Here is a 20,724-nt window from a genome sequence, read left to right as displayed (position 1 = left end):
GACCAAGGGCGTTCGGTGCGAAGGGGTGTGGATCGCCCCCACCCGCACACGGGCTGGAAGAGCCGCAGGCTCGGAGGTCAGCGCTCCAGGCGCTTGCGCACCGACTCGAGGACGTAGTCGGTCGCAGCCTGGCGCACACCCTCGGGCAGGCCGGCACGGTCGGACCGGCCGGGCCCGGTGGGCGACGCGCCGAAGGCGCCCGCAGCAGACCCGTCGGAGCCCGAACCGCGGCGACTCCCCCCACGCAGTCGGCTGACGTGGCCGGCGATGCGTCCCGGCGCCGCAGCGCCCGTGGTGTCGCGGTCGCGGCGCATCCCGTCGCTGGCGCCGCCCGCCCAGACGCGCACGTCGGCTCCCTGCGGTGCGCGCGGCGGGTGGAGACCCTGCCCGACCTCCCACGCGATGAAACGGTCGGTCTCCTCGAGGAAGACCTTGATGGCCCACGTGATGACGACGGCGTCGTCGGCCGCGCCCAGCACGGGGAGCACCGCCTCGGGCAGCAGGTCGACGGGAGACACGACGTACGCGACCGCTGCGGCGACGAGGCCGAGGCGGCGCAGGGTGGTTCCGGCATACGTCCCGTCGAGGGTGAACCGGACGAGGCGCGGCACTGCCTGTGCCCGCTGCGCGATGCCAGGAGCACCGGGCCGTGTGGAAGCGCGCACGACCGACGCGACGGTCGCGGCCATCTTGATGCGGGACGCGGTCTTCATGCTCGGCCCAACGAGCGGGTCACCGAGGCGATTCCCCCGCACCGGCGGTGTTGCGAAACAGTGATGTGCGCTCTGCTCGCGCGGGTGCGGCCGCTCAACGGCCGAAGGTCTCGACGGGCGGGAACTCCTTGGCCGCCTGCTTGCCGATGCGCCCGAGCATGTAGACGTCGACCCCGGCGCCGATCAGGCCGCCGACGAGGGGCACCGCGCGCCCGAGCTTCGCGAATGTGCCCTGACCGATGCGGCCCAGCAGCCGGAAGCCGACGGCCTTGTTGAGGACCATCAGCGCGGGTGCGGGGAGACGTTCGAACGCGAGCGAGGACAGCTTGCCACCCGCGGCCTGCAGGCCTGCCTTCTTCAACAGGTCGTCGCTGTCGGCCCCCGCCAGGGTGAGCAGGACCGCCGAACGGATCTCCGGCTGGTCGATGTCATAGCCGCGCACCTTCGCGGTGGCTGCCGTCAGGCGCGTGCCCAGCAGGTAGAACTCGAGGATGTTGGCGGGCAACGAGATCGGCATGGTGAAGAACCCACCGAGTCCAGTCGTGAAACCGCCGACGGCTCCGAGCTGGCGGTGGTCGCGCATCAGCACGCGCAAGGCCTGGTCGCGGTCGCCGCGGGCCTGCTCGAGGGCCTTCGCGGCGACCTTGTGCGCCGAGTCGAACGGACCCCTCCCGTCGATGCCGACATCCAGCAGGCGCTCGACGAGCCGGGTGGCGGCGCCGGTGAGCCCGCCCACGGCCGGTTGGGCAGCGCGCTCGAGGGCCCCGGCGTTCTTGGCGTCGCGGACCCGCCTGGCGGTGGCGTCCGACGCCTCCACGGTCTCGCTCTTGCCCCAACCGAACATGCCCACGGGCTCCACTCCTTCACTCGAACGACTCTGTGTGCGGCCCGACGGACCCGCCCACGACACCGTATGCCGGACGGGTCGGCGATGACGTCGTCGGATGCCGTTGCCTGCCACTTCCCTACCCACGGTCGCCGCGTCACCACCAGAGAGGCGGCGGTCCGACCGTCGTCGGTCCCGTCTCGTAGGGTCAACCCATGGGTGAGACGTGCGACGAGCTCCAGCGGCCGGGCGCCGAGCCGCCGATCCTGTCGGTCCCGCTGGCGCAGCTGCGCCGCGAGCGCACCTCGGTCAAGTGGGGCCGATACCCCGACGACGTCATCCCGATGTGGATCGCGGAGATGGACGCCGCCCCGTGCACGCCCGTCGTCGAGGCCGTCACGGCAGCCGTCAGGCGTGGTGACACGGGCTATGCCATGACCGACTCCTACGTCGAGGCCTTCACGGAGTTCGCGGCCGCGGAGTGGGGCTGGCACCTCGACAGCGCCTCAGTGGTGGGCGTCGCCGACGTGCTCACGGGCGTCACGCACCTGCTGCGCCTCTTCACAGACCCGGGTGGGCCGGTGGTGACCAGCGTGCCGGCCTACAACGCCTTCTTCGAGGTGATCGAGGCGTCCGGTCGCCGTGTCGTCGAGGCTCCGCTCACCGCGGGGCACCGACTCGACCTCGACAGTCTCGCAACGGTTTTCGGTGAGCTGACAGGGGCTGGCGAGCGGGCGGCATACCTGCTCTCCAACCCGCACAACCCGACAGGCACGGTCCACACGGCTGACGAGCTGGCGGCCCTTGCCGAACTGGCCGACGCCCACGGCGTGCGCGTCGTCTCGGACGAGGTCCACGGGCCGCTCGTCATGCCCACCAGCACCTTCGTGCCTTACCTCACCGTCCCTGGCACCGAGCGCGGCTTCGCCGTGACGTCCGCTTCGAAGACCTGGAACCTGGCTGGGCTCAAGGCCGCCGTGATCGTGCCTGGCACCGACGCCGTCGACGGCCTCCGGCGCCTGCACCCCTTCCTGACCTACGGTGCGAGCCAGCTCGGCGTGATCGCCCAGACAGCCGCCTATGGCGACGGGCGCGACTGGCTGCACCGGCTCGTCGCCGAGCTGGACGCCAACCGGCGCCTGCTCGCTGCCCTCGTCGCCGAGCACCTCCCGGGCGTCCGCTTCGTCCTGCCGGAGGCGACGTTCCTCGCCTGGCTCGACCTCGAGGGGCTCGGCCTCGGCCCCGACCCGGCGCTCGAGCTGCTCCGGCGCTCTCGTGTCGCCCTCTCCCCCGGCCCGATCTTCGGCCCCGGCAGCAGCACCTGGGCGCGGCTCAACTACGGCACCTCACCCGAGATCCTCCGAGAGGCCGTCCAGCGCATCGCGAGCTCCGTTGGCTGACAAGGCTTCCGGCGCGCCCTTGGTCGCGCTCGTGCTGGGGCCGTCGGGTGCGTATGCCGTCGGGCCGGGTGTCGACGAGCCGTGGCCGCTCGCCGAGGCGACGCAGCGGTTCGTCGACACCAGCGCGCGGTTGGCGCCCCGCTGGGTCGTCTGGTCGGCGGCGGCTGCCCTGCGTGGCGTCCTCGCATCGGGCGTCGAGGTCAACCGCACGTGGGACCTCGCCGAGGCACACCGGATCATCCATGGGGGGTGGTGGGCCACCCCCGGCCACATCGTCGCCGGGTGCCGCGGACTCGACGAGTCGCAGGTGCCGGCCCCTCGGGCGCCCCGGCTCAGCGGCTTCGACGGCGACCTGTTCGACCTCGCGGCCGGCGACGACGTGTCTCTCTTCACAGCGGACGGCCACCTGCTTGCCGACGCGATCACCCGGGCCGGCGACGACGCCCGGCTGCGCGAGCTGGCGCAGCTCGCCCTCGAGTGCCAGCGCGGCCAGCGCGAGGCACTGGACCGTATCGGCGGCGAGCACGCCCCCAGGCTCGAACGCACCGTCTGGTCCGAGTCGGCGGCGGCCGTGCTCTGCCTCGAGCTCGAGCGCGACGGCCTGCCGGTCGACCGCCCTGCCGCCGAGGACCTCATCGCGGCCTCTGCAGGCCCGCGGGCCCACGACGACGCCCACGCGGCCGAGATCCGGGCCGGGCGCGACGCCGTGGTGCTGCACCACGCCCGCGGACGCGAGGGCACCGACCTGCGCAACCCCGGGCAGGTGCGAGAGCTGTTGCTGTCGGTGGGCGTCGACGTGCCCAACACGCGCGCGTGGGTGCTCGAGCCGTACCGCCACACGCACCCTCTCGTCGACGCGCTCCTGCGCTGGCGCAAGGACGAACGCATCGCGACCACCTACGGCTACCGGTGGCTCGACGAGCACGTCGGCCCCGACGACCGGCTGCGGGGCGGCTGGACGGCGTGCGACGGCGCCGCCGGCCGGATGACGGCCCAGAACGGTCTGCACAACCTGCCCGCCCCCCTGCGCCCGGCCATCTGCGCCGCGCCGGGGCACGTCTTCGTCCGGGCCGACCTCGGCCAGATCGAGCCGCGCGTGCTCGCGGTCGTCAGCGCCGACCGGGCCTTCGCCGAGGCGACCCGCGCCGACGACCTCTACGCGCCCGTCGCGGCGAAGCTCGGCGCCGACCGGCCCAAGGCCAAGATCGCGGTGCTCGCCGCGATGTACGGCCAGCGCTCCGGCGCGGCAGGCGAGGCTCTCAAGGACCTCGAGCGCGCCTACCCGGTGGCCATGGGCCTGCTGGACCAGGCGTACGCCGACGGTGTCGCCCGCCGACCGGTTCGCACGTGGGGCGGCCGACTGATCCGCTTCGGCAGCGCCCCTGTCGCGGGCGCCCAGGCAGAGGACGTCGCCGCCGGATCGCCGGGCGCCGGTGAGTTCTCAGCGACGGGCGCCGACGGGGCGCGGGGCCGCTATGCCCGCAACGCCGTCATCCAGGGATCCGCGGCAGAGCTCTTCAAGGCGTGGGCCGCGACCGTGCGTCACGCCGTACGCCCACTGGACGGTCAGATCGTCCTCTGCCTCCACGACGAGCTGCTCGTGCACGTGCCCGAGCGGCACGCCGACGCCGCCGCTCACGCGGTCCAGCAGACGCTGGTCAGCGCGGCCCGCACGTGGGCCGGCACCGACGAGGTCCGCTTCGTCGCCGACACCTCCGTCGTCCGTCGCTGGAGCGAAGCCAAGGCCTGACCTCGTGCGTCGGAAACTGAGCACTCGACCAAGGGGCGGAGCGTCGGGAACTGAGCACTCGACCCGAGGAAGCCCGTCGGAAACTGCGCACTCGACCGAGAGGGAGCGGGGCGCGGTGGTTTGAGCGGCATCGGCGGCGGCCAACGGCATACGCCATCGAAGGTTGCCCTGGTAGGGGCCGCCAACGCTCCACGCCGCGAGCGCCGCTGCGCTCCGCGACCGGCGAGAACCGACGCTGGGAGGCGGTCAGACGGGGGTGTCGCCCGGCTCGTCGGAGTCGTCGTCCGTGACGTCCTTGAGGAAGGCCTCGAACTCGGCGCCGATCTCGTCGGCCGTCGGGAGGTCGGAGAGGTCGGTGGCGAGCAGGCTGCGCTGCTGGCGGCCCTCGAGGAACGTGTCGTACTGCTGCTCGAGCGCCCGGACGACGGCCGTGATCTCGTCGCTCTCCTCCATCTGCCGCGTGATCTCGGCGCGGTTGAGTCCTGCCGTCGCGGCGAGCTCACGCAGGTCGAGGTCGAGACCGGTCGCGGCGCGCACGCGCTCGAGGCCGATCACGGCGGCGTCGGCGAACTCGCTCTGGCCGAGGTAGTGCGGCACGTGCACCGCGAAGCCGATGGCGTCGCGGCCGGACTCACCGAGACGGAACTCGAGCAGCGACGAGAAGCTCGCGGGCACCTGCACCTGACCGAACGCCGGGTCGTTGCCGACGATGAGCCGCGGGTTGGTGCCGTGGGCGGTCACGCCGAGCGGGCGGGTGTGCGGCACGGCCATGGGGATGCCGTGGACGCTGACGGTGAGGTCGACGCCGAAGGCCTTGATCAGGTGGGTGGTGGCCTCGACCATGCGGTTCCACTGGTAGTCGGGCTCGGGCCCGACGAGCAGCAGGAAGGGCACACCCTCCTTGTCGACGACGCGATGCAGCAGCAGGCTCGGGTCGTCGTAGCTCGTCCAGTGGTCACGGTCGAAGACCATGACGGGCCGGCGGCCGCGGTAGTCGAGCATCTGGTCGACGTCGAAGGAGGCGATGACGCGCGACTCGTGGGTCTCGAGGATGTGGTCGGCCATCAGACGCTGCGTGTGGCCGGCGTCGATGAATCCGCCGAGGGCGACGACGAGCACGGACGCCTGCAGCTCCTGGAGCATGCTCGGCGAGGTGTCGCTCTCGAACTGGAAGAGCTCGGTCGGGTCCTGCACGGTGTGGCCTTTCGTCGTACGCGGTCCTCACGTCCAACGTCCCGCTACCACCCATGATTCCCCATGATCACCGAGGACGTATGCCGTGTGGCCGGGTCTGCGAGGAATGCTCGGGCTCGCCTCACTCGCGGGCGGCGAGCGCCATCACCGGACTCATGACCTCCGGCACGAAGCCGGAGACGTGCCCACCGGGGAAGACGTGCACGTGCGCCCCGCCGCGGCCGAGGCCCTCGCCGAACGGCCGGAACGGGTCGTCGGCCCCGACATAGACGTGCAGCGGCACGGGAAACCGGTCGAGCGGCACCTCCCACGGCTGCTGCCACAGGATGAGCGCCTCGGTGCGCCACGCGTGGGGCTGCACGCCTCCCTCGAGGGCGGCCGCCTCCATGACCGGCCGGACGTCCGGGCGCTCGAGCACTGCGGCGTCGCTCGGGTCGAGCTGCCGGCGGCACAGGCCCGGACGGGTGCGCGCCAGCCCGATGAGCCTCGCGGCCTGGTCGGGCAGGACGGCGAGCACCTCGGGGTCGGACGGCGGCCCCGGGTTGATCGCGATGCCACGTCGCACGAGCCCGTCGCCCAGGGCGGTCAGGGCGAGCACGTGGCTGCCGCCGCCCGAGAGGCCGACCACGGCGGCCGACTCGACCCCGAGCGAGGCGGCGACGGCACGGGCGTCGTCGACGACGTCGCGGACGGTGCGGCCCGGTTGGGCGGGCGACTGCCCGCTGCCCGGGCGGTCCCAGCCGATGAGCCGGAGACCGTGCTCGGCGGCAGCGGCGGCATACAGGTGGGTCTCGAGACGGGAGGAGCCCGTGCCGTGGAGGTAGAAGGCGGGGCGCCCGGTGGGGTCGCCCACCTGGGTCACGGCGAGAGTCCGCCCGTCTGGCAGCTGCACGGGGTCGAGGTCGCGCACTCCGGGGATGGTCGTGTCAGAGCACCTTTCCGGGGTTGAAGATGCCGAGCGGGTCGAGGGCGGCCTTGACCGCCTCCTGCATGCGCAGCGAAAGCGGGTCGACCTCGCGGCGCATGCCGTCACGCTTGAGCAGACCGACTCCGTGCTCGCCGGTCACCGTGCCGCCGAGCCCGATGGCGGCGTCGAGCATCTCCTCGAACGCGGCCCGGGCTGCGTCGCGAGCGGCGTCGTCGCCGGCCGGGGTGAGCAGCAGCGGGTGGAGGTTGCCGTCGCCCGCGTGCGCGATCGTCGCCATCCGGACGCCGTGGCGACCGGAGATCTCCACGAGCCGGCCGAGCATCTCGGGCACGGTCGACCGCGGCACGCAGACGTCCTCGGTGAGCACCGGGCCGAGGCGCTCCAGGGCCGGGTAGGCGAGGCGTCGCGCGGCGAAGAGGGTCTCGGCCTCGGCGTCGTCGCCCGAGACGACGGCCCACAGCGGGTCGCCCTCCTCGAAGGCGTCGACGACGGCTTGGGCCTCCGTCGCGCCGCCGTCGCCCGGGCTGTCGACGCGGGCGAGGAGCAGGGCCTCGGCGTCGGCCTCGATGCCGAGGTGCTTCCAGTCCTCGACGGCACGGAGGCACTCGCGGTCGAGCAGCTCGAGCGCTGACGGCGTGAGCCCGCGCCGCGTCACCGAGGCCACGGCCCGGCCGGCGTCGACGAGGCTCGAGAAGGCACCGACGACGGTGCGTGGCGTGCCGCGCAGCGCGGGGCGCAGCCGGAGGGTCACCTCGGTGATGACACCCAGCGTGCCCTCGGAACCGACCATGAGGGCAGTCATGTCGTAGCCGGCAACGCCCTTGGCGGTGCGCCGCCCGTAGCGGACGACGCTGCCGTAGCCGGCCGGTCCCCCGACGACTGCCCGCATCCCGAGGACGTAGTCGCGCGTCACGCCGTACTTGACGCAGCAGAGACCGCCGGCGTTGGTCGCGACGTTGCCGCCGATGGTCGACCACGGCGCGCTGGCCGGGTCGGGCGGGTACCAGAGGCCGTGCTCGGCGACTGCCGCCTTGAGGTCGTCGTTGACGACGCCCGGCTGCACCCGGCAGACGAGGTTGTCGGCATCGATCTCGAGGATCTCGTTCATCCGGGAGAGGTCGAGCACGAGGCAGCCGTCGACGGCGTTGGCGCCGCCTGACAGGCCGGTGCCGGCACCACGCGGGACGACGGGGACCCCGAGCTCGGCGCAGACCGTGACGGCGTGGGAGACCTCGGCCTCGGTGCGCGGGCGCAGGGCGACGGCCGCCCGCCCGACCGGCGCCCACTCGGCGTCGTCGGCGGAGACGGCGGCGATGACGTCGGGGTCGACGACGATGCGGTCGCTCGCGATCTCGCGGGCCAGCGCCTCGGCGAGGACGGCGGACGGCACTGCAGTGGTGGTCATGCGAGGGCCTCCCGGACGAGGTCTGCAGTCGCGGCAGCCCCGCGTGGGCTCATGATCGCCGCCGCGTGGTCGACGCCGTCGAGCGCGACGGTGCGCTCGGTGACCGCGGCGTAGCGCTCGAGGTCGGCGGCGGCATACGCGGGCGGTGTGTCGCGGCCCACGCTCCACTCGGCGCGCAGGAAGCGGATCGGCTGGGGCACCCGCTGCCATACGCCCTCGCCGAAGAAGATGTCGGTCGCGTCCCCGACGAGCGCGTCTCCGGAGAGGCGCACCCGGCCGTCGCGGAGGTCGTGCTCGAGGTAGTGGCGCAGCAGCGGGTCGTCGCGGTCGAGCAGGGGTGCGGTCGTCGCGGTGAAGTAGTCGAGGAGGTCGTCGACCGAGTCCCAGCGCCGCTCGAGCCGACCGACCCTGTCGGCGAAGGCGACGGCGACGTTCTCGCGCGTGAGCCCCGGGGGCGGCGTCATCGGGAAGCCGCCGTCGACGAGGACGAGGCTCTCGACGCGGTCAGGGTGCCGATCGGCGAGGGCCACGGCCACGAAGCCACCCATCGACATGCCGAGCACCGGCACGCTGTCGAGGCCTTCGGCGTCGAGCAGGAGCGCGAGGTCGTCGGCGTGCCGGGCGACGCCCCACGGCCCGGGCACGTCGACGCTGTCGGCGCGACCGCGGAGGTCCGGGGCCACGAGGGAGAGGTCCGGCGCTGCGGCGTGCAGCCATGACCACAGACGCCGGTGGCTGCTGATGCCGTGGACGGCGAGGACCGGTCGGGTGTCGCCGTCGAGCACCTCGTAGGCGAGGTCACCACCCGGGACCGCCACCGTCCGGACCGCGGTGGGGCGTGGATCAGACTGCGTCCTCATGGAACCCACCGTAACCATGGGCGCGGCGGCAGGCGTGGACGACGGTCAGGCGCCGACCTTCGCGATGGCCTTGAGGATCCGCTGCGGCGACACGCTGTATGCCGTGCCGACCGTCTGCGCGAAGAGCGAGACCCGCAGCTCCTCGATCATCCAGCCGATGTCGACGACGTCGGCCGCGCCGCGCTGCGTCGGACGCAGCGAGTCGAGCAGGTCGGCGTAGCGGCCCTCCACGAGGTCGACCTGCTCGAGGGACTGGGCGTCGCGGGCGAGGTTGGCCGGCGCCTTGTCGAGACGGTGCGAGATCGCCCTCAGGTAGCGGTCGAGGTCCGGCAGCCGGCGCAGGCCGGTGTCGGCGACGAAGCCGGGGCGCACGAGCTCACGCAGCTGGGCGCGCACGTCGGCGAGCATCGGACGGATGGCCGGGCTGCTCGAGCGGTCGAGCTCGGCGAGGCGGTTCGTCAGGGCGAGGTGCTTGGCGAGGATCGGCTCGACGAGGCCGACGACCTGCACGACCTTTGCACTCGTGTGCGTGCGGACCGCTGAGAGGGCCCACTCGAAGTCCTCGCGCGAACGCACCGTGTGGTCGTCGCGGTCGGTCACCGCGTCGTCGCGGATTGCGTCGATCGCCGCGGCCAGGCAGTCGTCGAGCAGTGCGGGCACGCTGCCGTGCGGGTTGTGGCCGAGCGCGAGCTTCTGGGTGTTGGTCAGCCGCGCGAGGATCTGCTTCCACGGCGGGGTGATGCCGAGGAGCAGCAGGCGCCGCACCCCGAGGCGGTGCTCGGCGTCGGCCTCGGCGCGGCTGGGCAGCACTCGCAGGTCGACGGCCGTGCCGGTGTCGACGAGCGCGGGGAAGCCCTGGATGCCGCTCGAGCTCTCGAACGAGGGAGCGACCCCGTCGTCGGGGAACTGGGTCAGTCCGGCGCGTTCGATGCCGGAGCCAGCACGGCTCACCTGCCTCCGCAGCTGTGGGGTCGCGACCTCGCGCACGGCCTCGAGGTCCTTTCCGGTGGCCACGGCTCGTCCGTCGGGACCGTCGACCTGGAAGGTCACCTGGAGGTGGGCGGGGACCCTCTCGACCTCGAAGTCGTGGGGCCCCACCGCGACGCCGGCACGTCGGCGCAGCACCGTCGCGAGGGCGGGGAGCAACGGGCCGCTCGACGGGTCGAGCTCGGGCAGGACGGCACGGGCGTGGTCGGGCGCAGGCACGAGGTTTCGGCGGATCCCCTTGGGGAGACTGCGGATCAGGGCCGTGACGAGCTCTTCGCGGAAGCCGGGGACCTGCCAGTCGAAGCCCTCGACCGTGACCTGGTTCAGCCGGTCGACGGGGATGTGGACCGTCACGCCGTCCTGGGCGGAGCCGGGCTCGAACTGGTACGTGACCGGCAGGACGTTCTCCCCTTGGGTCCAGGTGGTCGGGTGGTCGTCGTCGGCGAGGCTTCCGGCCGTCTCGCGGAGCAGCAGCTCCTCGGTGAACGTGAGCAGGTCGGGCGTCTCGCGCCGGGCCTTCTTCCACCACGTGTCGAAATGGCGTCCTGACACCACTTCGGCGGGGATCCGCTTGTCGTAGAAGGCGACCAGGGTGCTGTCGTCGACGACGATGTCACGGCGTCGGGTGCGCGCCTCGAGCTCGGCCAGACGCTCGACGAGGGCGGCGTTGGCGCGCAGGAAGGCGTGCTCGGTGTGCCAGTCCCCCTCGACGAGGGCGTGCCGGATGAACAGGTCGCGCGCCAGCTCGGGGTCGATGCGACCGAGCCCGACGAGGCGGCCGACGACGAGCGGCACGCCGTAGAGGGTGACCCGCTCGGTCGCCACCGCCGAGCCGCGGCGCCCCGACCAGCGGGGCTCGGAGTACTGCCGCTTCACGAGGTGGTCGCCGAGCTGCTCGGCCCACACCGGGTCGATGCGCGCGTTCATCCGGGCCCACAGGCGCGTCGTCTCGACGAGCTCCTCGGCCATCACGAACTGCGGCTGCTTGCGGAACAGGGCCGACCCGGGACTGATGCCGAAGCGCGCACCCCGCGCGCCGGCATACTCGCGCTTCTGCTCGTCACGGACGCCCACGTGCGAGAGGAGCCCGGCGAGGAGCGACTGGTGCACGGCGTCGGCGTCGACCTCGCCGTGGACGCTGCCGCGGCTGACGTCGAGGCCGGCCTGCTTGGCCGCCTGCTTGACCTGGGTGTGGAGGTCCTGCCACTCGCGCACGCGGAGGTAGTGGAGGAACTCGGCCTTGCACATGCGGCGGAATGCGCTGGAGCTCAAGGCTTTCTGCTGTTCCTTGACGTACGCCCAGAGGTTGAGCCAGCTGATGAAGTCGCTCGTCTCGTCGGCGAACCGCTTGTGCGAGGCGTTGGCGAGCTCCTGCTTCTCCTGCGGCCGCTCGCGCGGGTCCTGGATCGACAGGGCGGCGACGATGACGAGCACCTCACGGAGCACCCCACGTTTGTCGGCCTCGACCACCATGCGCGCGTGGCGCGGGTCGATGGGCAGCGTCGCGATGGTGCGGCCGTATGCCGTGAGGCGGCGTCCCGGACGCCTACGGCCCCGACCGGTCGGCTGGGTGTCGTCCTCCGGCGCGAAGGCCTGCAGCTCCTCGAGCAGCCTGACGCCGTCAGCGATCTGGCGCGAGTCGGGCGGGTCGACGAACGGGAACCGCGCGATGTCGCCGAGCCCGAGGCTCGTCATCTGGAGGATGACCGAGGCGAGGTTGGTGCGCAGGATCTCGGGGTCGGTGAACTCGGGGCGGCTGTCGAAGTCGTCCTCGGAGTAGAGCCGGATCGCGATGCCGTCGGAGACGCGCCCACACCGACCGCTGCGCTGGTTCGCGGAGGCCTGGCTGATCGGCTCGATCGGCAGCCGCTGGACCTTGGTGCGCTGGCTGTAGCGGCTGATCCGCGCCGTGCCGGTGTCGATGACGTAGCGGATGCCCGGGACGGTCAGCGACGTCTCGGCGACGTTGGTGGCCAAGACGATCCGGCGCCCCGTGTGCGAGGCGAAGACCCGGTGCTGCTCGGCCGCGGAGAGTCGTCCGTAGAGGGGCACCACCTCCGTGACGGGCAGCTTCATGCCGTTGAGGGCGTCGGCCGCGTCGCGGATCTCACGCTCGCCCGAGAAGAAGACGAGGATGTCGCTGCTCGTGCCGCCGTGCCGCTCGGTCCACAGCTCCTCGACGGCCTCGCAGACGCCGGTGACCATGTCTCGCTCGTCGTCGCCGGGACGGTCGGGGTCGACGAGCGGGCGGTAGCGCAGCTCCACAGGGAAGGTGCGGCCCGACACCTCGATGATCGGGGCCGGCTCCCCCGTGGTCGGGTCGGCGAAGTGCTCGGCGAACTTCTCGGGGTCGATCGTCGCCGACGTGATGACGACCTTGAGGTCGGGACGGCGCGGCAGCAGCTGCTTGAGGTAGCCGAGGATGAAGTCGATGTTGAGGCTGCGCTCGTGCGCCTCGTCGATGATGATCGTGTCGTAGCGGCGCAGCTCGCGGTCACGCTGCATCTCGGCGAGCAGGATGCCGTCGGTCATGACCTTGACGAGCGTGTCGCGGCTGCTCTGGTCGGTGAACCGCACCTGGTAGCCGACGGCGGTGCCGAGCTCGACGCCGAGCTCGTCCGACAGGCGCTCGGCGACGGCGCGGGCGGCGATGCGCCGCGGTTGCGTGTGGCCGATGACCCCCTCGAGCCCGCGCCCCAGCTCGAGGCAGATCTTCGGGATCTGGGTCGTCTTGCCCGAGCCGGTCTCGCCCGCGATGACGACGACCTGGTGGTCGCGGATCGCTGCGGCGATGTCGTCGCGCCGGTCGACGACGGGCAGGTGCTCGGGATAGGTGATCGGCGGCACCGTCGCCGCCCGAGCGGCCCGCCGTGCTTCCCGCTGCTCGGGCGTCAGGTCCCGCTGGGCAGGTCTGCGACGACCGGTGTGAGCCGGCCGTTCACGCTCCGGCGGCTGCTCGGAGGTCTGGCCATGCGGCTGCGCGGGCGCGGCGTCGGACCCGGCAGGCCGGCGTCGGCCGCGGCGCCGAGGTGTCCGCGAACGCGCGGTCGCGTTCGCAGGCTCCTGGGACATGACCGACAGGATAGGCGTGCCGGGTCCGTGCCTCCGAACGGATATCGGTGCTCCGGCCCGGGTGCCGTCGTGGTCAGCGTGTGACGGAGCGGTGAAGGTCTGCTGGTGAGGCCCGCTCGGGCGGCAGGAACGGCCCTCTCTCGCCTAGCGTGGCGGTCGTGCCCTCCAGCATGACCCAGTCCCTCGTCGGTGCCGCCGTGACCGTGGCTGCCGGCCTGCTCCTCGGCTGCGCGGCGCCGCCGGCTCCTCCGCCGACACCGACCTCGGACGCCCCGACGTCGACGCCGACCAGCCAGGCGGTGCCCACCGAACCACCCCTCTCCGTGCCGGGCACCGGTTCGTCGACGCCCGTCGACCCCGCCGAGCCGGTCTTCCCCGACGGACCCTGCTCGCCCGGTCAGCTCGATGTCGTCGCGAGTCCGGTGGAGCCCGCGCTCGGCTACCGGCAGATGCGCGTACGGGTCACGAACCACAGCCGGGTGCCGTGCGTGCTCGCCGGCTATGCGACCGTCGTGGCGCGCGGAACTGCCGGCACCGCGTTCACCAACCCGCCTCGTCGGCTCACCGGCGAGGGCTCCGAGGCGCAGACCGTGCCGCTCGGTCCGGGAGGCACCGCCCACGCGGACCTGGGGTGGCGAGGCGACCTCGCCGCGGCCGGGGTCGAACGCGTGGCCATCCTCTGGCTCGTGGTCACGGCCGGATCGACGCCGGCCGTGGTGCAGCTCGACCCGACGTCGCCCGTCGACATCGTGGACGGCACCGAGGTGCGGGTCGGCGGCTGGCGGCCGGGAGCCGACTGACTCCGGCAAGGGAGGCACCGGGGCACGGGAACGCCGGGACCACGCGCGCGGTCTGATGTGCGGCAAACCGTGGGCCGCAGGACCTACCGTGGTCCCATCCCGAAACGAGGCAGCGTTGTCCGACCCCGACACCCATCGTCCGGAGCTCCCGGACCCCCAGCACGACCACCACGTCGCCTTCCCCGACGAGCGCGCCGGCGACCGTCGTGCTGCTACGACTGGTGCCTTCGCTGCGAGCCTCCCACCGGAGGCCTGGGCCCCGCTTCCGGTCGAGAGCACCTCGCCGGCCTCCTCCGCCTCGTCGACGGGCACCTGGCAGCGGGACGTGGGACCCGGCTCGATCCTGACCACGCCGCCGAACCGCCCGTACCAGCCTGCCCGCAGGACCAGCGGGTCCACCGGGGCGAAGGTGCTCGCGGCACTCGTCCTGGTGCCGATGGCGCTCGCCTTCTTCTCCAGCGGCTCGCACGACCAGTACGACTACACGGGCGACAACGGCACCAGCATCGAGTCGCCCATGGGAGGTGAGATCCCGATGGGGGCCGACCCGATGTCGGTCGACCCTGTGGCGGTCGAGCTGTCGCTCGACACGTCAGGGGTTCTCCCGGCTTATCCGAGCAAGTCCAAGACCGTGGCCGTGCCCGTCGGCGCCACCGCGCTGCGCGTCGAGGTGGTGAGCCTCCCCGCTGCCGATGCCGGCCCTCTGGCCGAGGTCCTGGTCCAGACCTTTGCCGACGACTTCGCCATCGACACGTCGTCCATGACCCTCCCCTTTGCCGCAACCGTGCACCTGAACGAGCGGCCGTCGCGCCTTCACGTGACCGCCGACGTCGTGTCCGGAGCGGGCCTGCTGCAGTGCCGCGTGTTCGCCGGCGACCGGCTGGTGGCCATCAGCACCGGGGGCGCCACGGTCACCTGCTCGCCCGAGATGTGACACGGCGTCGGCCACGAGACCGGCGCGCATGCCGTAGTACAGCCTTGCGACCCATCACCAGACCTGAACGCCAGACAGGGGAATCCGATGTCAGACCAGCCACCGGGACCAGACGACCATCCCGACCCGACACGCGACACCACCGGTGAGGCCGCCGCGGATGCGCCGGGCACGGTGCCGGCTGTGCACTCCGCGACCCCCGACGACCTGCCTGACGGACCCGACGACTCCCCCCGGCAAGGCGCACCTGCGGGGGCGCCGGCATACGACACGGTCTTCGGGCGGGAGACGCCGACCGAGCCCAGCTGGGTGCCCCAGCGCGCCGGGGCACAACCCCCCGGCCAGGTGCCGCCACAGCCCGGCTCGCCGACGACGCCGAACGCCCGGACGCTGGACCTGACCCGGCTCGGCGGCGGTCGCGCGACTCGCCTGCTCGGCGGCCGTCTGCAGGTCTGGCATGTCGTCGCCATCGCCGCCGGGCTGCTCGTCCCGGCCGGCGTCTGGGCGGTGTCGAGCCTCGGCGACGGGCTCGACCCCGTGGCCCGCGCGACCGCGGGTGCGACCCGCGTCCGCCCCACCGTCACACGACCGGTGACCGTCCCCCCGCGTTCCGTGTCCCTGCCAGCTGGCCCGGGTGCGACGTCACCGCCCGCGCCGCGGCCGCCGTCGCCCACGTCGACGCGTTCGGCCCAGACGGCCCCGCCGCCGGTCGTCCAGGTGCCCGACATCCCCGTGACCCCGATTCCCACCGACGCTAAGACGATCCGCTTCGAGTCGTATGCCGCAGGTGGCGCGCGCGTCGAGGTGTCCCTCTCCGACGCCCGGCACACCCGCTACGACTACCCCGTCCACAGCGCGCCGCTCGCCTTCGAGACGCCGATCGCCAAGAACGTGTCGAGCAACGACTACTACAGCCTCCGGGTGCGCCTCTACGACCCGACGGGGTCGGGTGACCGTGGCGCGGTGTCGTGCCGCATCCTCGTCGACGGCATCGTCGTCACCTCGCAGCAGGGTCGCGGCTACGCAAACTGCTACATCAGCCCGTACTACGACATTCAGCGTCGCTGAGTCACTCCGCCGGCGTCGCGTCTCGTCAGACGTCTGCGGCGTCGGCGCTGGCCCGGGCGGCCTTGCGGCGCTTGTTGATCGCGATCCGGGCGGCCATGGCCTGCGCGAAGGCGAAGTGCCAGAAGCGGCTGATGACGAGCTCGCGCTCCCCCACCATCTCGACCACGTCGGCGCCCGCACCGAGCTTGAAGAGCAACAGCCCGGTGAGCGGGCTCGTGGCACCGAGAGAGGTGTTGAAGCCACGGAAGTCGTAGGCGTCGCAGCCCGCCGAGGCCGCATCGCGCATCGCCTGCCACTGCAGGGCATTCGAGGCGCGGGCGTCGCGGTTGCGCTCGGTCGACCCGCCGTAGAGGTAGGAGAACGTGCGCCCGAAGCGGATCATCAGAGCCGAGGCGAGCACGTCGCCGTCGATGTGCGCCTCGTAGAAGCGGGCTGAGACACGTGGCTCGTCGCCGGTGGTGCCGGCACCCTCGGAGTCGAAGGCGCGGGCCATCGCGTCGAAGTACGCCTTGGGGCGCGGCAGGAAGTTGTCGCGCTGCGCCGACTCGACGTAGAGGTCGTGGAAGGTGTCGAGACCCTCCGGGCCGACAGCGCGCACCTGCACGCCTGCCTTCTCGGCCTTCTTGACGTTGCGGCGCCACTGCTGGTTCATGCCCTTGAGCAGCTCGGCCTCGGTGCGTCCGCGAAGGTCGACGACGCAGAGCAGCCGGGGCTGGCCGACGGCCACGCCGTCGGCGCCGAGGGGCAGCCAGCCGTTGCGGTCGAGCCACGCCTCGAGCGTGCGCGCCGTCGGGTTGTCGACGGCCGCGGGAAGGTCCTTGAAGCTGAGCAGGCCGTTGTCCACGACCTGCTTCTTCACGGGCTCGCGGTCCCAGATGCGCGAGACGACGGGGTAGCCGAGGCGAAGCGCGAAGGCCTTGCGGCCCTTGGCCCACGCGACGAGCGGGTCGAGCCACCGGGCGGGGTCGCCGGCGACGACGTCCCACGGCAGGCCGGGGCCCTCGGGCAGGTACGCGTACGAGCGCGACAGCCGCGGGATGGTGCGGGAGAGCACCAGGCCGGCCCCGACCCGGGCTCCGTTGGCGTCGAACCAGCCGAGGTGGGTCCGACGCCAGCCCTGCTTGGCGCGACCCCACGCCGGGGTCTGCAGGAAGCTGCCGCCGAGCTCGAGGAGCGTGTCGACAGCCTCGTCGGCGCTGATCTCGCGGACCGTCAGCGGGCCGGTGACGGACGCCGTCACGGACGGGGCGTCCGCGGTCGGCGCGGAGGTCGGCGCGGGGGCAGGGGTCTGCTCAGTCATGGCCGCAACCCTATCGGCGCGGCGTCAGTCCGCAGACCGCGCGGGGTCGGTGCCGGTCGGGTCGCCGTGCTCGTGCGCGGTGGGGTCGACGGGCTCAGCGGCCTCGGCCGCCGTGGTGGCCACGGCGTCAGAGGCAACGGTCGCGCGGGCCGTGCGACGGATCCACCAGAGGCCAATGATCGGCAGCAGCAGGGGGACGTAGCCGTAGCCCTCGCCGAAGTGCGACCAAACCGTCTTCTCGGGGAAGGCCTCGGGCCTGAACTGGGACCACGTGCCCACGACGAGCACGCCGAGCAGCTCGACGGTGAGGGCGATGGTTGCCACTCGCACGGAGGCCCGGTTGCCGCGAGCGAGGCCGATGGTGGCGACGAGGTAGATCAGGGCGGCGAGCGCCGAGAGCAGGAACGGCACAGGTGCCCGGTCGAAGTACTCGGTGATCTGCAGGATCGAGCGCCCGGTCGCCGCGAGGGCGAGCAGCCCGTAGACGGCCACCAGCAGGCGCCCGAACCCGTGGCCGGTGTGCGGCCGGTCGGGGTCGGCCGGGTGGTGCTCGGGGTTCTGGGCAGGGGTCGCGTGCGGCTCAGACATTGAGGGTCCAGACCTGCTGCAGTCGAGCCACGAGGATCGCGACGACGAGGGCGCCGCCGAGGACGACGCCCATCGCCCACTGGGTCTTCTCCTTGATGGCGATGACCACCACGGCCGGCACGACGAGCAGCACGGTGAAGAGGTAGGCAATGAACGTGGCGCGCTCGGCCCCGTCGCCGATGGCCGAGGCCTTGCTCAGGCCGACGACGAGCTGGACGAGCAGGGCCAGCTCGAGGGCGGCGCCGACGAGGACGAGCGGGTCGTCGACGAGGCGGCCGCGGATGAGGTGGTGGGCGGCCAGCAGGCCGAGCACCCCGCATGCGACGAGCAGCACGACGGTCAGGGGTTGGAGCACGCGAGAAGCCTACGGCGTACGCGGCTGCGGCCCGGCAGCCGGTCGGGCGAGGGGCGCCGGGTAGTTTTCTCTCGACGAGCCACCCACCGCCGCGACCGACATGCGGCCAAACCCTCGAGGAGAGACCGTGTCGATCCGGCCCCTCGCCATGGACCGTGCCGCCGGCGTGCTGCTCGGAGAGGCCTGCGGCGACGCGCTCGGCGTGCCCTACGAGATGGCAGCCCCTCCGGTCGGCGAGGCGGTCATGAAGGGTGGCGGCCTCGGGCCCTACGACCCGGGTGAGTGGAGCGACGACACCCAGATGACGCTCTGCGTCGCCCGCGTCGCTGCAGCGGGACTCGACCTCACGTCCGCCCAGGCACTGGATGCGGTGGCGGACGCGTTCACCGCGTGGCTCGACGGCGGCGCTACCGACGTCGGCGTGCAGACGCACGCAGTGCTGACAGAGGCGAAGTCGCTGCAGGGCTCACCGCACGAGCGCCTCACCGCGGCCAGCGAAGCGCTCCACGCCCGCACGGGTCTCACCGCGGGCAACGGCGCCCTCATGCGCACCCCGATCGTCGGGCTGTCGGCGCTGGACGACCGACAGGCCACGGCCCGGGCGGCTCGTGCCATCGCCCTGCTCACCCACACCGACCCGCTCGCCGGAGACTCAGCCGTGCTGTGGTCGGAGGCCATCAGGGTCGCCGTCACCGAAGGTCGCCTCGATCTCACGGCGGGCCTCGACCTCGTCTGCGCTGCCAACGTCGGCAAGTGGGGAGACTGGATCGAGGCTGCCACCGGGGCCGAGCCCGGCCAGTTCGGCAACAACGGCTTCACGGTGACGGCGCTGCAGGACGCCTGGGCCGCCATCACCACGACAGACCGCGGCGACGGTTCGGCGATGCACCTGCAGCGCGGGCTGCAGGCCGCCGTGCGGGCCGGCCACGACACCGACACGGTGGCCGCGATCGCGGGCTCGCTCCTCGGTGCTCGCTACGGCGCGTCGGCGGTGCCCACCCAGTGGCGTCGCATGGTGCACGGCTGGCCGGGGCTGCGCGCCCACGACCTCGTCGAGCTCGCCGTGTCCGTGTCGCTGGGTGGCCGACGACCCGGTGTCTGGCCATCCGTCGAGTCCATGGCCGACCCTGACATCCCCGCCCTCGGCATCCCGCACCCCATCGACCCCGACATCGTGCTGGGCACGATCAGCGATCTCGACCGGGTGCGCGACCTCGGGGTGCAGGCCATCGTGTCGCTGTGTCCGCTCGGGCTGGACGACATCCCGGCCGAGGGCATGACCGCACGCGACCACATCGAGTTCTGGATCAACGACGGCGAGCACGAGGACTCCAACCCGCACCTCGACTTCGTCCTCGACGATGCCTCGTCCGCCCTGCGGCAGTTCCGGGCCGAGGGCAAGCGCGTGCTCGTGCACTGCCGCCTCGGCAGCCAGCGCACGCCTGCCGTCGCCCTGCGGTATGCCGTCGACCTCGGGGTCGCCCCCGAGCTCGCCGAGCGCTCGATCCGCGACGCCCTTCCGGGCATCCGCGGCGAGGGTCGCCTCTGGCACGTGGCCGCCCACGGCGCCTAGGTTGCCTCCATGAGCGACCTCGACCACCGCCAACTGGGTGCGGACCTCTTCAACGCGACCTGGGAGCTGCTCGACCGCGACGACCGGTCTCCTGAGGACGACGACGCGATGCTGGCTCGCGCCTACGCGTCGCTGTACCACTGGAGCCAGGTGCCGCAGGTTCGGGCGGCCAACCTCGGGCGGGGCCACTGGCTCGTCTCACGGGTCCACGCGGTGCTCGGCCTGCCGGACGCCTCGGCCCGCCACGCGGCGCGCTACGTCTCGATCGCGCGTGGCGGCGACGTGGACGACTGGGACCTCGCCGCAGCGTTCGAGGCGTCGGCGCGGGCCGCGGCCGTCGCCGGTGACCACGAGGCAGCCGATCGATTCGAGGCGCTCGCGCGTGAGGCGCTGGCCTCGGTCACCGATGCCGACGACCGTGCCGTGGTCGAGGCCGATCTCGCGACGCTCCCTCATCGTTAGTCGGGCCCTTCCGGCACGCGAACCTCGCCTTGCGGTGCAAAGCAGGGCCGGTCAGGCGGTAGATGGCCGAGACAAGCCACTCCACCAGTGCGGCCGCACGTTCTCGGTCGAAGGCTGTCGGGCACGCGGCCTGGCATGTGCTCCGCTGCGAAGTCGGAGCGGGAACGGTCGGCCTCGGCACGGCTCAGAACGGCGGCAGGCGGTCGTCGCGTGCGGCCGGTGGTGGTGGTGGATCCTCTGACGGATCGTGTTCAGCCATAAGAGGGTCGGGCGGCCCCCGAACCCGGTGGGTCGACGCCTTCGCGCCAGTTCGTGGGGTAGGTGGTGTAGCTGCGGCCGGTGAGGGTGGTCCACTCGAGGCCGTCGTCGGCGACGGGGGTGCTGGTCCAGATGCCGTGGGTCTTGACGTTGTGGTGGCGGCGTTCCTTGGCGTAACAGTTCGTCACCGTGGTCTCGCCGGCCGGCCACGGGATCTCGTGGTCGAGGTCGCACCGGGTCGCGGGGACGTG

Annotated in this window: 17 protein-coding genes and 1 pseudogene; 7 read left to right on the top strand and 11 right to left on the bottom strand. The window is 72.7% G+C overall.

Annotated features, from left to right (window positions below; genetic code table 11):
* Positions 1-77 precede the first annotated feature (77 nt).
* Both AC1DE0_RS21085 and AC1DE0_RS21080 read right to left on the bottom strand, forming a co-directional pair.
* On the bottom strand, positions 78-713 hold the full coding sequence (locus AC1DE0_RS21085; RefSeq protein WP_478105344.1) for a YkvA family protein: 636 nt from the start codon (positions 711-713) through the stop codon (positions 78-80).
* A 94-nt stretch (positions 714-807) separates the two neighbouring features.
* Entirely contained in the window at positions 808-1,557 is a 750-nt protein-coding gene (locus AC1DE0_RS21080) for an EcsC family protein (RefSeq protein WP_478105434.1), read from the bottom strand.
* Positions 1,558-1,754: 197 nt separating this feature from the next.
* Here AC1DE0_RS21080 and AC1DE0_RS21075 point away from each other — a divergent pair, with 197 nt between their 5' ends.
* Positions 1,755-2,939, top strand: a complete 1,185-nt coding sequence (locus tag AC1DE0_RS21075) for a MalY/PatB family protein (protein ID WP_478105342.1) — start codon at positions 1,755-1,757, stop codon at positions 2,937-2,939.
* Positions 2,932-4,689: a DNA polymerase gene (locus tag AC1DE0_RS21070; RefSeq protein ID WP_478105340.1), complete on the top strand. Its 1,758-nt coding sequence runs from the start codon at positions 2,932-2,934 to the stop codon at positions 4,687-4,689. Before AC1DE0_RS21075 ends, AC1DE0_RS21070 begins: the two co-directional genes overlap by 8 nt.
* Before the next feature lie 246 nt (positions 4,690-4,935).
* Here AC1DE0_RS21070 and AC1DE0_RS21065 read toward each other — a convergent pair whose 3' ends face one another.
* The 5 genes from AC1DE0_RS21065 to hrpA form a co-directional block, all read right to left on the bottom strand.
* Positions 4,936-5,883, bottom strand: coding sequence for a proteasome assembly chaperone family protein (locus tag AC1DE0_RS21065; RefSeq protein ID WP_478105338.1), 948 nt, complete (start codon positions 5,881-5,883; stop codon positions 4,936-4,938).
* A gap of 121 nt (positions 5,884-6,004) precedes the next feature.
* Positions 6,005-6,793, bottom strand: coding sequence for an alpha/beta fold hydrolase (locus AC1DE0_RS21060; RefSeq protein WP_478105336.1), 789 nt, complete (start codon positions 6,791-6,793; stop codon positions 6,005-6,007).
* A 16-nt stretch (positions 6,794-6,809) separates the two neighbouring features.
* Positions 6,810-8,216 (bottom strand): FAD-binding oxidoreductase, encoded by a 1,407-nt coding sequence (locus tag AC1DE0_RS21055; protein WP_478105334.1) that lies wholly within the window; start codon positions 8,214-8,216, stop codon positions 6,810-6,812.
* Positions 8,213-9,076, bottom strand: coding sequence for an alpha/beta fold hydrolase (locus AC1DE0_RS21050; protein ID WP_478105332.1), 864 nt, complete (start codon positions 9,074-9,076; stop codon positions 8,213-8,215). The genes AC1DE0_RS21055 and AC1DE0_RS21050 overlap by 4 nt, the downstream gene beginning before the upstream one ends.
* 45 nt (positions 9,077-9,121) lie before the next feature.
* Positions 9,122-13,135, bottom strand: a complete 4,014-nt coding sequence (gene hrpA / locus AC1DE0_RS21045; RefSeq protein WP_478105330.1) for an ATP-dependent RNA helicase HrpA — start codon at positions 13,133-13,135, stop codon at positions 9,122-9,124.
* Between the two features lie 158 nt (positions 13,136-13,293).
* Between hrpA and AC1DE0_RS21040 the strand changes: the two genes are divergently transcribed.
* From AC1DE0_RS21040 to AC1DE0_RS21030, 3 genes are all read left to right on the top strand, one after another.
* Positions 13,294-13,935, top strand: coding sequence for a DUF4232 domain-containing protein (locus AC1DE0_RS21040; RefSeq protein ID WP_478105328.1), 642 nt, complete (start codon positions 13,294-13,296; stop codon positions 13,933-13,935).
* A 115-nt stretch (positions 13,936-14,050) separates the two neighbouring features.
* The gene (locus AC1DE0_RS21035) at positions 14,051-14,869 is read left to right on the top strand and encodes a hypothetical protein (protein WP_478105327.1); all 819 of its coding nucleotides are present in this window, start codon (positions 14,051-14,053) and stop codon (positions 14,867-14,869) included.
* Positions 14,870-14,956: 87 nt separating this feature from the next.
* Positions 14,957-15,937 (top strand): hypothetical protein, encoded by a 981-nt coding sequence (locus AC1DE0_RS21030; protein WP_478105325.1) that lies wholly within the window; start codon positions 14,957-14,959, stop codon positions 15,935-15,937.
* Between the two features lie 25 nt (positions 15,938-15,962).
* Here AC1DE0_RS21030 and AC1DE0_RS21025 read toward each other — a convergent pair whose 3' ends face one another.
* The 3 genes from AC1DE0_RS21025 to AC1DE0_RS21015 are packed head-to-tail and all read right to left on the bottom strand — an operon-like array spanning position 15,963 to position 18,180.
* The gene (locus AC1DE0_RS21025) at positions 15,963-17,237 is read right to left on the bottom strand and encodes a lipid II:glycine glycyltransferase FemX (RefSeq protein WP_478105323.1); all 1,275 of its coding nucleotides are present in this window, start codon (positions 17,235-17,237) and stop codon (positions 15,963-15,965) included.
* Positions 17,238-17,261: 24 nt separating this feature from the next.
* The gene (locus AC1DE0_RS21020; protein ID WP_478105321.1) at positions 17,262-17,825 is read right to left on the bottom strand and encodes a hypothetical protein; all 564 of its coding nucleotides are present in this window, start codon (positions 17,823-17,825) and stop codon (positions 17,262-17,264) included.
* Positions 17,818-18,180: a hypothetical protein gene (locus AC1DE0_RS21015; protein WP_478105319.1), complete on the bottom strand. Its 363-nt coding sequence runs from the start codon at positions 18,178-18,180 to the stop codon at positions 17,818-17,820. Before AC1DE0_RS21015 ends, AC1DE0_RS21020 begins: the two co-directional genes overlap by 8 nt.
* 127 nt (positions 18,181-18,307) lie before the next feature.
* Between AC1DE0_RS21015 and AC1DE0_RS21010 the strand changes: the two genes are divergently transcribed.
* Entirely contained in the window at positions 18,308-19,753 is a 1,446-nt protein-coding gene (locus tag AC1DE0_RS21010) for an ADP-ribosylglycohydrolase family protein (RefSeq protein WP_478105317.1), read from the top strand.
* A 9-nt stretch (positions 19,754-19,762) separates the two neighbouring features.
* Entirely contained in the window at positions 19,763-20,215 is a 453-nt protein-coding gene (locus tag AC1DE0_RS21005) for a hypothetical protein (protein WP_478105315.1), read from the top strand.
* Between the two features lie 251 nt (positions 20,216-20,466).
* Here AC1DE0_RS21005 and AC1DE0_RS21000 read toward each other — a convergent pair.
* Positions 20,467-20,724 (bottom strand): annotated as a pseudogene (locus AC1DE0_RS21000) (HNH endonuclease signature motif containing protein); the annotation flags it as partial.

This window comes from Terrabacter sp. 05T424, assembly GCF_056396225.1.
Note: the sequence above shows the minus strand (reverse complement) of the source record. Positions and strands in the feature narration are given on the sequence as shown.